Annotated in this window: 10 protein-coding genes and 1 tRNA gene; 7 read left to right on the forward strand and 4 right to left on the reverse strand. The window is 35.4% G+C overall.

Annotated features, from left to right (window positions below):
• From FLB_RS06660 to FLB_RS06675, 4 genes are all read left to right on the forward strand, one after another.
• Positions 1 to 3267 (forward strand): T9SS type B sorting domain-containing protein, encoded by a 3267-nt coding sequence (locus tag FLB_RS06660; RefSeq protein WP_157490564.1) that lies wholly within the window; start codon positions 1 to 3, stop codon positions 3265 to 3267.
• A 137-nt stretch (positions 3268 to 3404) separates the two neighbouring features.
• Positions 3405 to 3644: a hypothetical protein gene (locus tag FLB_RS06665; protein WP_064715169.1), complete on the forward strand. Its 240-nt coding sequence runs from the start codon at positions 3405 to 3407 to the stop codon at positions 3642 to 3644.
• A gap of 92 nt (positions 3645 to 3736) precedes the next feature.
• A complete protein-coding gene (locus tag FLB_RS06670) occupies positions 3737 to 4309 on the forward strand; it encodes a helix-turn-helix domain-containing protein (protein WP_064715170.1) in 573 nt (190 codons plus the stop codon).
• A 107-nt stretch (positions 4310 to 4416) separates the two neighbouring features.
• Positions 4417 to 5916, forward strand: a complete 1500-nt coding sequence (locus FLB_RS06675; protein WP_064715171.1) for a serine hydrolase — start codon at positions 4417 to 4419, stop codon at positions 5914 to 5916.
• Between the two features lie 118 nt (positions 5917 to 6034).
• Here the strand turns inward: FLB_RS06675 and FLB_RS06680 are convergent.
• From FLB_RS06680 to FLB_RS06695, 4 genes are all read right to left on the reverse strand, one after another.
• A tRNA-His gene (locus tag FLB_RS06680) sits at positions 6035 to 6108 on the reverse strand.
• 76 nt (positions 6109 to 6184) lie between these two features.
• Positions 6185 to 6901: a bacillithiol biosynthesis deacetylase BshB1 gene (bshB1, locus tag FLB_RS06685; protein ID WP_064715172.1), complete on the reverse strand. Its 717-nt coding sequence runs from the start codon at positions 6899 to 6901 to the stop codon at positions 6185 to 6187.
• Positions 6902 to 7128: 227 nt separating this feature from the next.
• Complete coding sequence (locus tag FLB_RS06690; protein ID WP_064715173.1) at positions 7129 to 8229, reverse strand: isochorismate synthase; 1101 nt, start codon at positions 8227 to 8229, stop codon at positions 7129 to 7131.
• Positions 8230 to 8256: 27 nt separating this feature from the next.
• Positions 8257 to 8682, reverse strand: coding sequence for a PaaI family thioesterase (locus FLB_RS06695; protein ID WP_064715174.1), 426 nt, complete (start codon positions 8680 to 8682; stop codon positions 8257 to 8259).
• A gap of 170 nt (positions 8683 to 8852) precedes the next feature.
• Between FLB_RS06695 and FLB_RS06700 the strand changes: the two genes are divergently transcribed.
• The 3 genes from FLB_RS06700 (at position 8853) to FLB_RS06710 (ending at position 15371) form a co-directional block, all read left to right on the forward strand.
• On the forward strand, positions 8853 to 10385 hold the full coding sequence (locus tag FLB_RS06700; protein WP_064715175.1) for a hypothetical protein: 1533 nt from the start codon (positions 8853 to 8855) through the stop codon (positions 10383 to 10385).
• Between the two features lie 76 nt (positions 10386 to 10461).
• Positions 10462 to 14199 carry a phosphoribosylformylglycinamidine synthase gene (purL, locus tag FLB_RS06705; protein ID WP_064715176.1) on the forward strand — a complete coding sequence of 1246 codons (3738 nt, stop codon included), beginning with the start codon at positions 10462 to 10464 and terminating at the stop codon, positions 14197 to 14199.
• A gap of 383 nt (positions 14200 to 14582) precedes the next feature.
• Positions 14583 to 15371 carry a DUF3667 domain-containing protein gene (locus FLB_RS06710; RefSeq protein WP_064715177.1) on the forward strand — a complete coding sequence of 263 codons (789 nt, stop codon included), beginning with the start codon at positions 14583 to 14585 and terminating at the stop codon, positions 15369 to 15371.
• Positions 15372 to 15381 lie beyond the last annotated feature (10 nt).

Raw genomic sequence — 15381 nt, forward strand, 5'->3', positions numbered from 1 at the left:
ATGACAATTACTCAAAAAAAAACATTTAAAATCATAGCGCTCCTATTGCTCGCCTTTACTTTTCAATTTTCAAAAGCCCAAATAACCCTTACCAATAATGTTGGGACAACACTAATTAAGACGGATATGTATTCTTGTCTTGAAGAAGAAACTTGGGGTAAAGTATTTAAGTTATCTGATTTTGGCATTGCTCCCAATGAACAATTTGTTATCAAATCAGGCCAGATAGGAATTGCTCAATCAGATATTGGTTCACAATTATATTTTTCAGTATACATTGTTGATGAAAGATTTCCTGCCATATATAATTCCAACTGGGATAAGCCGATATTAGGGTCAACGGGCGGTAAAGCTACCAAAGCCATAAATGGAAATCCAGAAATAATGCATTTTGATTTTGAGCAACCAATCATTGTGCCTGCTGGTATTCAAAAAATTTTGGTAGTAGTCGATAAAACAAGAGATTATAATACAATTGCTAAAGTTTTTGTAGCTGGCACAACAGAGGACAAAGGAGTGTCATGGTATAAAGGTTGTAATGATAACCAACGTTTAGTGCCAACGACGGATTTAAATATCCCTGTACCCAATGCGAATTTTTATATAACTGTAAAAGGCGATGTTTTTAATTCAAAAAGTCAGGGATCTGTTACCCGATTATCACACAATGTATGCGACGATTTGGTAAAAACAGATATGTATGCTTGTTCTCAGCAAAATTTTTATTGGGCTAGAGATTTTGACTTAAAAGATTTTGGCATATCACCCAAAGAAGAATTCACAATTACTTCTGCGCAGGTTGCCGTAAATGGAACTGCATGGGGAGCTAATGCCAAATTTAATATTTACAAAATCGACGCTAATTTTCCAACATCTTTTTCTGAAACTAATCTAATTGGAAGTAGTCAAGTTACTGACCTTCCTCGAGTTATCGGCAGGGAATCTCAGATAATGCAAATGGACTTTACTACACCTGTAAAGATACCTGCAGGTATTGAAAAAATATTAGTTGAAGTAGAAGTTGGAGGTGGATCATTAGGTGTTTTCATAGCTGGATCTACACAAGACAATGGCACTTCATGGTTTAAAGGTTGTAATCGCTCACCTAATATTGGATACAATCAATATTTCTCTACAGCCGATGATGGAATTACAAATGCCAATTTCTACATCAATGTAACTGGAAATGTAAAAAACATTTCGAATCATTTCGAAATGAATTTCACGAATATCTGCTCTGAATTTCTAAAAGAGTTTAGCATTGATGATGAGTCAAAAATAGCTTCAATTGTCTGGAATTTTGGAGATCCAGCTTCAGGAATACAAAATACTTCTACAGATTTATCTCCTTTTCACGATTTTTCAATAGATGGAAAATATACAGTTACTGCCATCGTTACTGGAAAAGATGGTACAGTAGAAATTTTAACCGAAATAATTGATGTAAAAGAACCACCAAAAGCATACGGAATCAACAATATATATGCCTGTGAAAATGAAGCCGCTACAGGCATTTCAAAATCTTTTGATGTTTCTATGATCACACAACAAGTTTTAAGTGGGCAAACGGATAAAGTCGTTACATTCATAGATGGAAAGGGAAATAAATACACATCATTACCAAATCCTTTTACCAATAGCATAAAAGATAAAGAGACAATAACGGTAAGAGTAAGTCATAAGGATAATCTATGCTGTTACTCTGAAACTACTTTTGATTTAATTGTGAACCCATTACCAAAATTATCAGCTTTTTCTAATCTAATTGTATGTGATAACGACACTGATGGTTTTGGACAATTTAATTTAAAGCCTATAGAAAATTTAATTATTGGAAGTGCTACAGATATAAAAGTAGAATTTTATCATGAAAACGGACAAAAAATTGTAGCTCCATTAACTGCAATTCCAAATTTAATCATCAATGAAGAAGAAATAAAAGTAAAGGCCATAAATACAAATACAAATTGTTATAATGAATCAAGTTTTAAATTAATAGTAAGTGTTTTACCAAAAGCAAATTCATTACAAGAAATTATAGGTTGTGATGATAATAATGATGGTATTTCGGAATATTTTGACACTTCAAATATAGCGTCCAACGTTTTAGGAAATCAAACAGGAATGGAGGTGAGTTACTACGACATTTATGGAAATCAACTTCCAAGTCCTTTACCAAATCCATTTACTAACACTGTAGCGAACAAGGAAAAGATCACAGTAAGAGTTATTAACCCCCAAACAAAATGTTATACCGAAACATTTTTAAACTTAGTAACATCAACTAAACCACTCATTAATCAACCAAAAACATTGTACGCTTGCGATGAGGGAAACGGGTTTTCGTACTTTGATACTTCAGCCATTGAAAGTCAATTGATAGCAAACAAAACAGGTTACCGTATATCCTATACAGACGAAAATGGAAATAAATTACCAAGTCCTTTACCTATAAAATATCAAAATACGGTTGCTTGGTCTCAAACTATTAATGTGCGAGTTGAGAATGAATCTAATCCATTATGCTTTTGTGAAACTAGTTGTAAACTAGTTGTAAATAGGTTGCCCAAAATTGATTTAGAAAAAGAATATTTTTTATGTGATTTAGAACCTTCATTAAAAATAGCAACGGACTTTACTTTCGATTCTTGGGAATGGACAAATGAGGATAATTCAATTATTTCAAATTCTTTTCAAGCAAATTTAGTAGCTGCCGGACAATATCGACTTAAAGTTTCTAAAATAAATAATGGAATATCTTGTGAAAATTCATTTTCATTCACTCTAGTTCGCTCAACTTTGCCTAAAATTGTCGAAGTTAAAATTCAAGATATTTCACAAAACAATTATATTGAAATTAAAACCTCTGGTGATGGTGATTTTGAGTATTCTATTGATGGATTTAATTTCCAAAACAACAACACTTTTAATAACATTTCAGGAGGAGTCTATGAGGTTCAAGTTAGAGATAAAAAAGGTTGTGGTTTTGATAAAAGAGAAATAGTACTGATAGATTATCCTAAATTTTTCACTCCTAATAATGACGGATATAATGATTATTGGCACATCCTAGGGATAGAAAAATTTCCTGAATCAATTACAAACATCTACGATCGATATGGAAAACTTCTGAAAAGATTAACATTTAAAGATTCTGGTTGGGACGGAACTTTAAATGGGGAAAAATTATTTGCTACAGATTATTGGTTTACTGTCGAACTAGGTAATGGAAGAAATTTTAAAGGCCATTTTTCACTTAAAAGATAATTTAAATTGTCTTAACTCAATAGATAGATTTACTAATTTGAAGTGATCACTATGGCGAATCCGAAAATAAGCCTTAATATAGTCATAAACTGCGTGGTACAACAAGATATGCTTAGCAGTAATTTCAAAAGAACAAAATGACTACAGAACAAGTAATAGAATTTACAAAATTGCTAAGCAAAATAGTTTTTTTGGTAATAACTTGTTTATTATCATTTGTGTATGGTACAGCTTTGTCTATGAAAATTGAACATCCAAACTTTAAAAATTTACCAGTAAGTGATTTTTTTATTTTTGGTACTATACTAATTATTATGATTTTTATTAATCTTAAAGTCTTTGGGATTTTGAAACCACGCTCCGTAACGACTACCTAATTCGTCGCTCAAGCAGCAAACATCCCTATTGTTGTAGCCTATACCATAGCTTAAGTGTTCATTTTCTAAAACCAGAACTATCAATTAAAAATATGTCCAAATTAAAAGCCATCAGAGAAACTCAAAACCTCACCCAAGAAGAATTAGCTCAAAAATCAGGTGTTTCGGTAAGAACGATTCAGCGCATCGAAACGGGAAAAGAACCCAAAGGATATACTCTTAAAGTTTTAGCTCAAGTATTAGCAATTGAAGCTAATGAATTGCTTACTGAAAAACCAGCAAAAGAAAATTTAGCAGATGTCGAAGAAATCGAGAAAAACCAAGAAACCGATTTAATCAATTTTACCAAGCTAAAATTAATCAATCTTTCTTCCATTCCGTTTATCATTATTCCACCTTTTAATATTATCCTTCCGTTGTTGCTAATGTTCACAATGAAACAAAAAAACAGCCTAGCAAAGCAACTTATTTCCGTACAAATACTTTGGACTATAGTAGCACCTATCATTTTTATGCTGGGCATTTTTTTGAAACTAGGCAACCAATTCACAATCTTGCTTATGGCGCTAATTGCAATCTCAAATGTGATAATTGTCCTTAGGAACGCTGTAGCCTTAGACAAAGAAAAAAAACTTTTTTTTAAGCTGAATTTCAGCATACTATAAAAACTGACGGGTAGTTGTCAGGTTATTGTCAGGATTGTTTTTACGATTTTAAAACGCAAAGCACATAGCTTTGTTTCTGGAATTAAAATCGCAAAACAAAAATAATTATGACAAAAAAAATTATCATTAGCTTTATCATTGTTCTGTTTTTTGGAACAAAAAGCCAAGCGCAAGTCGAGAAAAACTCAGCATTATACCAAACTATTCTTTCAAAAGACAGTCTGTTGTTTGAGGTAGGTTTTAATCATTGCAACATCACTCAGTTTGAAAACCTGTTGAGTGATACGTTTGAATTCTTTCACGACAAAGACAGTATTTCCTATAAAAAAGAGTTTCTATACAAGTTTAAAAATGGCTTGTGTAAATCCCCTACAACGTACCAATCAAGACGCGAATTAAATACAGAAAGCACCGAAATTTTTCCTCTTTATAAGAACCAAGTACTATATGGAGCCATTCAAACAGGAAATCATAAATTCTATGAAACGATTTTAGGTCATAAAGAAACCTTAGCTGGTTCAGCAAAATTTACACACGTTTGGCTTTTAGAAAATGGTGTTTGGAAATTAGCCAAAAGTTTAAGTTATGACCACCAAGACAACAATAATAATTCTAACTATCAATCTTCCATTTTTGACAACGATACTAAAATAGAAAAGTGGTTACAAGAAAACAAAGTGCCTACTTTAGGAATTGGTGTTATTAAAGATGGAAAATTGCAACAAGTAAAAGTATTTGGAACCATAAAAAAAGGCATAACGGCTCCATACAACACTATATTTAACGTCGCTTCACTAACCAAACCCATAACGGCTATGGTAGCTTTAAAATTAGTGAATTTAGGCAAATGGGATTTGGATGAACCTATTTCTAAATATTGGATTGACCCTGATGTTTCAAAAGATAAAAATTGCAAAATACTTACAACAAGACATATTTTGAGCCATCAAACTGGATTTACCAATTGGCGTGGCAATAACAAAGACGGAAAACTTCATTTTGAATTTGAACCAGGAACAAAGTATCAATATTCGGGAGAAGGTTTTGAATATTTGAGAAAAGCGTTAGAAAGAAAATTCCATAAATCACTAAACGAATTAGCAAGTGAATTGATTTTTAAACCATTACAAATGACAGACACCAACTATTTTTGGAACAACAAAACAGATATTTCACGATTTGCAATAGGTTATGACACTAAAGGAATGGCTTACGAAATAGAAAAAAATGAAGTAGCCAACGGTGCTGACAATTTATTGACAACCGTTGAAGATTATGGAAAATTCTTGACAAGTGTTATGAATAGCGATGGTTTAAGTGATGACCTATTTAACGAGATGGTTAAAAATCAAGTCGAAACCAAAAATGGAAAACATTTTGGACTTGGTTTTGAAATATATGATCTTGGAAATGGAGAATATGCTTTATCCCACGGTGGTTCTGACAAAGGCTGTCAAACGATAGTCTTTATTCTTCCAAAGACAAAGCAAGGGTTACTTATTTTTACCAACGTAGATGATGGCTATAAAGTTTATGAAAAAATAGTAAAACATTATCTAGGAGTGTATGGAAACAAAATATTTGAAATAGAAACAAAAAAAGAATAAAATAACAATTGAATGTTACAAAATTAAAAAGATTGTGAGAGGAAAGAGATTATGAAGTAAGAAAGCAGTTTTATTGCAACAAAAAAAGCCTTGAATTCCTTCAAGGCTTTTTATTTTGGGTGGCTGACCGGGTTCGAACCGGCGACCCGCGGCACCACAAACCGCTACTCTAACCAGCTGAGCTACAACCACCATTTTGCTTAGCGGTTGCAAATATAGAACAATTGTTTGCTTCTGCAAAGATTTTTTCAAAAAAAATACTAGAAATTTACATCAAATCACTTAAGCTATTGACAGCCAAATACCTTTCGGTAGTAAATCCTTCGGCGTGTTCGAGTCCGGTTAAACGTCCTAAATCTCGGGAACGATAATTCAAGCTTTCCAAAAAGTTTTTACTCGAAATGGGCGATTCGGGTTCTTTGGAATTAGGGTCGTAAAACTGAGAACTATAGGCCAAAATAGCCGCTGTTTTTTGCTCCACGTAACCTGTAATATCGACTACGAAATCTGGCACAAGGTTTTTCCATTGCATATAATGGTATACTACTTTGGGACGCCACGCTTTTTGCTCTTCGTCATCTAAACTTGTGGAAATTCGCATTAATCCCGATAAAAAACAAGCATCCGAAACCAGTTGGCTCCCTTTGGGATGGTCGATATGGCGGTCATCAACGGCGTTACACAACACGATTTCGGGTTGGTATTTGCGAATCATTTTTATGACTTCGAGTTGGTGTGCTTCGTCATTTACAAAAAAGCCATCTCGAAACGCTAGATTCTTTCGCACTGAAACGCCTAAAATTGCCGCTGCTGCTGCGGCTTCTTTGTCTCTAATTTCGGCTGAACCACGTGTGCCCAACTCCCCTCTTGTCAAATCTACGATGCCTACTTTTTTTCCTAAAGCGACTTCTTTTAAAATAGTGCCTGCGCAACCCAACTCTACGTCGTCTGGATGGGCACCAAAAGCTAATATATCTAGTTTCATATATTTAAAAATTTAAACAGCTATGACTGTTGTTGACTTTGTATGATTAAAATTTTCTCTTTTACCCAAATAACGACTCACAAAACGGAACCCAAAAAATCACTTTGTTGCTCTCTAGCCCCGATGGCAGTGGCATCCTTTGCCTTTTTTCTTTAAAAAGGCAAAGATATAACGGACAGCGGGACTATTGCTGGCCAAGAAGCCTTTTGTTGCTGCTCCTCACCAAGCTACTGTTCCATTTTGTCTAAGACTCTTTTCATCGTCATCGATTTGTTGACACTTTCCTCCCATTCTTTCTCTGGAATACTTTCTAAAGTAATGCCGCAACCCATATATAAATAAGCTTTTGCTGTGTCGGATTTGTCTTCACTTTGCTTAATTTGCATACAACGCAAATTTACAAATAAATGAGATTTTGGTTTATTCAAATAATCTCCTTTTACATTTAGCTCACCCAAAAAACCAGTATAATAACTACGGTCATAGCCTTCATTAGCCAAAATAAAATCTTTAGCTTGCTGCTTGGGTAATCCGCAAACGGCGGGCGTTGGATGCAAAACCGAGACCACTTCTTTTAAACTCGAACTTCGTTTCAGCACGCCTTCGATATCTGTGTTGATATGTAGCAACTTTCCTGCTTGAACTGTGTAAGGACTCGAAAGTACAATCTCAGCAGTATGGTTTTTAAGACTATCTAAAATAGAATCTGTAACATATTGTTGCTCTTTTTGTTCTTTATTTCCCCAAACTGCTGTTCTTTTTTTGGGGTCAAAGATTTGCGTTCCAGCCAAAGCAGTGGTGTAAAACTTAGATTTGTTTGCTTTCAACAATCGTTCAGGTGTAGCCCCCATCCAAAGCCCTATTTTGGGATGAAACCAACAATACGTAAAAGCAGTAGGATACAAAGCAATTAATTTTTCGAAAGTTGTCACAACATCAAAATTGGAGACATTGACTTCTTCTTGTCGAGACAAAACTACTTTATCAAAAACTCCTTTTTTAATCGTTTCGACTCCTTTTTCAATTAGTGCTAAAAAATGATTTTTCGCCTCCTGATTTTCATCTGAAGAAGTAACTTTTGTTTCTTCAAATTCAACGGTTGGCACAATCGTTTCCCATTTAACAGACTCCTTGAGTGGAATCAAAATCATCTGATTCCCATTGAAAGGTGAAAAAACAAATCCACTTTCTTTAAAATCATCTACGAAAAACAAGTGGTCATTTTTTTGAAAAAAGCCTATTAACTTACTCTTATTAGGTTTGTGATAGATAACGAAAGGTAAGTTTAAGGCAATTTGCTGCTGTACTTTTATAAAAAAATCAATCATAACCGCTATTTTATGGTTCGTAAATAATTAAGGCTTTTTTTGCAAAACCATATTGGTCAATTTGCATAAGGAAATCAAATTTCCGGCTTCGTCGGTGATTTTTATTTCCCATAAATGTACGGTTTTGCCTTTATGAATAATTTTGGCTGTGCCGAAAACTACTCCTTCGCGTATGCTTTTTAGATGATTGGCCGAGATTTCAATCCCGCGAACTTCTTGTTCCTTAGGATTGATAAAAAAGTGAGAAGCCGCACTCCCAACACTCTCTGCCAAAGCCACAGAAGCACCGCCGTGCAACAATCCCATAGGCTGATGTACTGCTGAATTGACTGGCATTTTGGCCACCAAAAAACCTTCGCCAGCATCAATGTATTCTATATTTAAGGTCTCCATCAACGTATTCTTCGAAAAGGCATTGCAAAATTGGAGCATTTTTTCTTTGTCTATTTCCATTGTCAATATATTTCCCGTAAAAATAAGCGAACTAATTGGTCAGTACAAACCAATCACTGTTTTTTAGTATAATTCACTAAATTTAAAGGCAACAGCCATCACCATCAAATTTGTAGGATTTGCGATGGCATATTCTAATTAATCGTTATTTTTACAAAAAAAAATAAGAAATGCGCTCCATTGCTACCGTTTTTATTCTTGGAATTATACTGCTTCTGGCTTCTTGCCGAGCTGATTTTGATACGGTGGCTAGTACTGGCGACTTGAAATTTTCTAAGGATACGGTGTATTTGGACACGGTTTTTACCAACATTGGTTCGAGTACGTACCAACTAAAAGTCTATAATAAAAGTAAAAACGACATCAATATTCCAATCATTCAATTCGAAAAAGGACTCAATTCTAAATACCGAATGACTGTAGACGGACAGCAAGGAACTGCAGGTAAAATTTTCAAAGACATTACTTTGTTGGCCAAAGACAGCTTGTATATTTTCATCGAAACCACAGCAAGTATAGCTGATGCCAACCCTACTGATTTTTTGTACACCGATAAAATTCAATTTGATAGTGGTGCCAATTTGCAAACGGTTGAATTGGTTACGCTAATTCAAGATGCTATTTTTCTTTATCCACAGCGATTCGCGGATGGCACGACTGAGACGCTACCAATTGGCAATGAAAAAATAGAAGGTTTTTATTTGGACGAAAATGATGTAATCAACGGTAATGAGTTGCATTTTACCAAAACAAAACCTTATGTTATTTATGGTTATGCCGCAGTTCCTTCGGGAAAAACAGCTGTTTTTGATGCGGGTGCTCGAGTGCATTTTCACGCCAATTCTGGATTGATTGTTGCCAATCAAGGAAGTATTCAAATCAACGGAACTACCTCAACCACCAATGCTTTAGAAAATGAAGTCATTTTTGAAGGCAATCGCTTAGAGCCCGGATTTTCTGATGTTGCAGGGCAATGGGGCGCGTTATGGCTAACCAACGGAAGCACCAATAACCGCATCAACCATTTGACTATAAAAAATGCAACCATCGGACTTTTGATTCAAAATAACGATGGAACTACAGTACAACTAAAAAATACTCAGATATATAATTCTAGCAACTACGGCATTCTGGCTCAAACAGGCAAAATCGTAGGTGAAAATCTAGTCATAAACAATTCGGGTATAGCGAGTTTGGCTTGTTTATATGGTGGAGCGTATCATTTTACGCATTCGACCTTTAACAATAATTGGAATAGCTCCAAACAAGTTGCAGTTTTGGTCAGCAACTTTATCACAGGCGCCGTTCCTGAGTCTAAAGATTTGACGCAAGCCACTTTTAATAACTGTATCATTTATGGTTCTTATGCTAATGAAATGCTGTTGAATAAAAAAACTACTTCGGTTTTCAATTATCAATTCAATCATTGTTTGTTGAAATTCAACAATAGCAATAACTCATTTACCACTGATCCTTTGTACCAATTTGAAACGGATGCTACACATTACAGCGGGATAATTTTAAACAAAGACCCTAAGTTTTTCAAAGCAAATCAGAACCTACTCAACATTGACAATACTTCGGCGGCTTTTGCCAAAGGGAATACTGATTTTTTAATTCCATTGGACATTTTAGGAACAAGTAGAACCTTACCTCCTGATTTGGGCGCTTATCAAAATAAAGCATTTCCGAAAACCAATTAAAAAGACTTGCTTTTGGCATTTGTACTTAGTATTTTTTAAACTAAATTTGCAGCGCAATACAACAAACCCTACAACAATGATTCATTTCTTTGAAAACCAAAGTAACACTGTTTTTGCCGTACAAACGCAGAACGCATTGAGCGAAGACGAAATGTCGGCTCAAGACATCTCAAAACTCAATTGGCTATTTGCTGATGCCACTAAAATAGAAAAATCCGTTTTGTCGGATTTTTTTGTTGGACCACGTGCCACTATGATTACGCCTTGGAGTACCAATGCGGTAGAAATTACTCAAAATATGGGGATTTCTGGTATCATCAGAATCGAGGAATTTCAACGTGTTACCGAAGATTTTTCGGATTTTGACCCTATGCTTTCGCAAAAATTTAGCGAACTCAACCAAGATATTTTTACTATCAATATCCAACCGGAACCTATTTTGGAAATCGATGATATTGAAGCTTATAATCAATCGGAAGGTTTGGCATTAAGTCCAGAAGAAGTGGAGTATCTTTCTAATTTGGCCACTAAATTAGGTAGAAAATTAACCGACTCTGAGATTTTTGCGTTCTCGCAAGCGAATTCAGAGCACTGTCGCCACAAAATTTTCAACGGAACTTTTGTAATTGATGGCGAAGAAAAACCGACTTCTCTTTTCAAATTAATTAAAAAAACGTCAGAAACGAATCCAAACGATATTGTTTCTGCCTATAAAGATAATGTGGCTTTTGTAAAAGGACCAAAAGTGACACAATTTGCACCAAAAAGTGCCGACAAACCTGATTTTTACGAAGAAAAAGAATTTGACGCCGTACTTTCCTTAAAAGCCGAAACCCACAACTTCCCTACAACTGTCGAGCCGTTCAACGGAGCGGCAACAGGTTCTGGTGGAGAAATTCGCGACCGTTTGGCAGGAGGACAAGGTTCATTACCATTGGCCGGAACAGCGGTTTATATGACTGCGTATTCTCGATTAAACGATGAACATTCATGGGAAAAAGGAATGGCAGAAAGACCTTGGTTGTACCAAACACCAATGGATATTTTGATTAAAGCTTCGAATGGAGCGTCTGATTTTGGAAACAAATTTGGACAACCGTTAATTACAGGTTCTGTTTTGACCTTCGAACACGAAGAAAACAACCGTAAAATTGGCTATGACAAAGTTATCATGCAAGCAGGTGGAATTGGTTACGGAAAATTAGACCAAGCGATTAAAAAGAAACCTACCGCTGGCGATAAAATCGTTATTTTAGGTGGAGAAAACTATAGAATTGGAATGGGTGGTGCTGCGGTTTCTTCAGCTGATACGGGTGCTTTTGGATCTGGAATTGAGTTGAACGCCGTGCAACGTTCTAATCCAGAAATGCAAAAACGTGCCGCGAATGCCATTCGTGGACTAGTGGAAAGCGACCACAACCCTATCGTATCAATTCACGACCACGGAGCGGGTGGACACCTCAACTGTCTTTCGGAATTGGTGGAAGAAACTGGTGGATTGATTGACTTGGATAAACTTCCTGTTGGTGACCCAACGCTTTCTGCTAAAGAAATTATTGGTAACGAATCGCAAGAGCGTATGGGATTAGTGATTGGTGAAAAAGATATCGATACCTTACAACGTATTGCCGATAGAGAACGTTCTCCAATGTACCAAGTAGGTGACGTGACGAACAACCATCGTTTCACTTTTGAATCCAAAACTACAGGAGTAAAACCTATGGATTATGCTTTGGAAGATTTCTTTGGAAGTTCTCCAAAAACGATAATGACAGACAAAAAAGTAGCTGTAAATTATACGGAACTAAATTATGCTACTGAAAATATCCCGAACTATCTTAATCAAGTACTGCAATTAGAATCCGTTGCATGTAAAGACTGGTTAACGAATAAAGTAGACCGTTGTGTGGGAGGTCGCGTGGCCAAACAACAATGTGCTGGTCCGTTGCAATTACCTTTAAACAATGTTGGAGTAATGGCCTTGGATTTCAAAGGAAAAGAAGGAATTGCAACCACTGTTGGCCACTCGCCAGTAGCCTCGTTAATTGACCCTGTAGCGGGAACAAGAACAGCTATTGCAGAAGCACTTTCTAATATTGTTTGGGCTCCGCTAAAAGACGGTTTACAATCAGTTTCTTTATCGGCCAACTGGATGTGGGCTTGTAAGAACGAAGGTGAAGATGCTCGTTTGTACGAAGCAGTTCAAGCGTGTTCTGATTTTGCTATCGAATTAGGGATCAACATCCCAACAGGGAAAGATTCGCTTTCTATGAAACAAAAATATCCTAACGACGAAGTAATAGCACCAGGAACAGTGATTATTTCGGCAGCAGGAAATTGTACCAATATCACCAAAGTTGTAGAACCTGTTTTACAACGCAACGGAGGCAACATTTACTACTTGAACTTATCTCAAGATAGCTTCAAATTGGGAGGTTCATCTTTTGCACAAATTTTGAACAAAGTAGGAACTGATGTGCCAAGCATTACCGATGCAGCCTATTTTAAAACAGCTTTCAATACCCTACAAGACGCTATCAAAAACCGCCAAATCAAAGCAGGTCACGACGTAGGTAGCGGTGGTTTGATTACTACTTTGTTAGAACTATGTTTCAGCCCCCTAACCCCCGAAGGGGGAACTAGCAACTATGCTGAAACAGGAATGAAACTAAATTTTGACGAATTAATCAACAAATGGGGTAATAAAAAAGATTATGTAGAAGTATTATTCTCAGAAAATATTGGGATTGTCGTACAACCTGCAAATAATATTGAATTTGAAACTTTGTTAGAAGAACAAAAAATAGAATTCTTTAATTTAGGAACAGTTAACACAACCGGTAAATTGGAATTTGGCGATTGGAGTTTGGATATTCCTAGTTTAAGAGATACTTGGTTTAAAACATCGTATTTGTTAGACGCCAAACAATCTCGCAACGGTATGGCTGAAGCGCGTTTTGCCAATTACAAAAACCAACCGTTAGACTATCAATTCCCAGCGCATTTTACTGGTAAAGCAGCTGTCACTTCGAGCGCAGTCGGTGTCACTTCGAGCGCAGTCGAGAAGCCAAAAGCAGCTATTATCCGTGAAAAAGGAAGTAATTCCGAGCGTGAAATGGCAAACGCTATGTACTTGGCTGGTTTTGATGTGAAAGATGTACACATGACCGATTTAATTTCTGGTCGTGAGACGCTGGAAGACATTCAGTTTATTGGTGCCGTGGGTGGTTTCTCTAACTCGGATGTTTTAGGCTCTGCCAAAGGTTGGGCGGGAGCTTTCTTGTACAACGAAAAAGCCAATACCGCTTTGAAAAACTTCTTCAAACGCGAAGACACTTTATCAGTGGGAATTTGCAACGGTTGTCAGTTATGGATGGAATTAGAATTAATCAATCCAGAACACAAAGTACACGGAAAAATGCACCACAATACTTCGAACAAACACGAGAGTATTTTTACCTCGGTAAAAGTGCAAAAAAATAACTCGGTGATGCTTTCTAGCTTAGAAGGCGCTACTCTTGGGGTTTGGGTGTCACACGGTGAAGGAAAATTCCATTTACCTGAACAAGAAGCGAATTATAACATCGTTGCAAAATATGGTTACGAAGGCTATCCTTCTAACCCAAATGGTTCGGATTACAACACGGCTATGCTATGTGATACGACTGGTCGTCACTTGGTGATGATGCCGCATATTGAGCGTTCTATTTTCCCTTGGAACTGGGCACATTACCCAGACAATGGACGAAAAGATGAAGTTTCGCCTTGGCTAGAAGCTTTTGTGAACGCAAGAAAATGGATTGAAAAAAAGTAATGTTTATAATGAATTAATTTGATAAAGCTCATTCTTATTGAATGGGCTTTTTTTTGTCAAAAGTTGAAATGATAATGACAACAAAAAAGAAACCATAACTCCTCATAGCCCCGATGGCAGTGGCATCCTTTGCCGACGGGGTTCGGCGGCAAAGATAAAACGGACAGCGGGTTCAATGAAAACAGGAATGCACTTTGTTGCTGCTCCCTAAAAAAATAATAAAATCGGTACCTAAAACTATGCATGCCGCGTGAGATGTTAAAAAGTATTCTTACAGCTAAGAAGGGTGTTTGAGAAACAAATCTTAATTTTTAAAAAATAATTAGAAAATTTTATACTTTATAGATTTTTTTTCATAAAATTGAATTCTTAATTTTAGAAAAATGAATACTTCTTCAAAATGCTTAAATTGTGATCACGAAATGAACCATAATTATTGTAGTAATTGTGGTCAAAAAACAGCTATCCATAGAATTACGTTTAAACATTTTATAAGCCATGATGTTTTGCACGGACTATTTCATTTAGAAAAAGGAATGCTTTATACGGCAAAAGAAGTATTGACCCGACCTGGAAAAGCAGCTTTAGACTATATTGAAGGAAAGAGAATTAGATATTACAATGTATTTTATTTTATTCTAATTCTTATTGGTTTGAATTTATTTTTAAATGGTTATTATGATAAATTTTACGAATATTATATATCAAAATTTCCAGAACATTTAAATATTGTTCAAACTAAACTTGATAAATTCATCCACGAAAATGCTAAAATCATAATTTTTTCTGTAGTACCTATTTTAGCCTTAAATGGTGCTATACTTTTTAGAAAACGAAAATTAAACTTAAGTGAACATTTTATCATTGCGGCTTTTACTTTTTTAGGAATACTTTTAATTGTCACTGCAAATAACATATTGTCTTTTTTTGATTTTGTAAAGCATTTAGATTTTATTTCTGATTTTTCTGGGTTTATTACAACTATTGCTATTTTTACCTTAACAACCATAAGCTATTATCAAACATTTAAAGAGTATTACAAAAAAGGATCATTTATCATCAGAATCTTTTTGTTTGCTACTTTATTAATCATAGAGTTAGTGATTTTTTCGATTTTACTTATTGGCTATACAACCAATTGGTTGTTTTCGGATTTCACTTACCAGTTTTAAGTATACCGAT

This window comes from Flavobacterium succinicans (genome assembly GCF_001662485.1).
GTDB lineage: Bacteria > Bacteroidota > Bacteroidia > Flavobacteriales > Flavobacteriaceae > Flavobacterium > Flavobacterium succinicans_A.

What these genes read in the sequence shown, in the direction of transcription:
- FLB_RS06660 (WP_157490564.1), top strand. Translation starts at nt 1, where the DNA reads ATGACAATTACTCAAAAAAAAACATTTAAAATCATAGCGCTCCTATTG.
- FLB_RS06665 (WP_064715169.1), top strand. Translation starts at nt 3,405, where the DNA reads ATGACTACAGAACAAGTAATAGAATTTACAAAATTGCTAAGCAAAATA.
- FLB_RS06670 (WP_064715170.1), top strand. Translation starts at nt 3,737, where the DNA reads ATGTCCAAATTAAAAGCCATCAGAGAAACTCAAAACCTCACCCAAGAA.
- FLB_RS06675 (WP_064715171.1), top strand. Translation starts at nt 4,417, where the DNA reads ATGACAAAAAAAATTATCATTAGCTTTATCATTGTTCTGTTTTTTGGA.
- bshB1 (WP_064715172.1), bottom strand. Translation starts at nt 6,901, where the DNA reads ATGAAACTAGATATATTAGCTTTTGGTGCCCATCCAGACGACGTAGAG.
- FLB_RS06690 (WP_064715173.1), bottom strand. Translation starts at nt 8,229, where the DNA reads ATGATTGATTTTTTTATAAAAGTACAGCAGCAAATTGCCTTAAACTTA.
- FLB_RS06695 (WP_064715174.1), bottom strand. Translation starts at nt 8,682, where the DNA reads ATGGAAATAGACAAAGAAAAAATGCTCCAATTTTGCAATGCCTTTTCG.
- FLB_RS06700 (WP_064715175.1), top strand. Translation starts at nt 8,853, where the DNA reads ATGCGCTCCATTGCTACCGTTTTTATTCTTGGAATTATACTGCTTCTG.
- purL (WP_064715176.1), top strand. Translation starts at nt 10,462, where the DNA reads ATGATTCATTTCTTTGAAAACCAAAGTAACACTGTTTTTGCCGTACAA.
- FLB_RS06710 (WP_064715177.1), top strand. Translation starts at nt 14,583, where the DNA reads ATGAATACTTCTTCAAAATGCTTAAATTGTGATCACGAAATGAACCAT.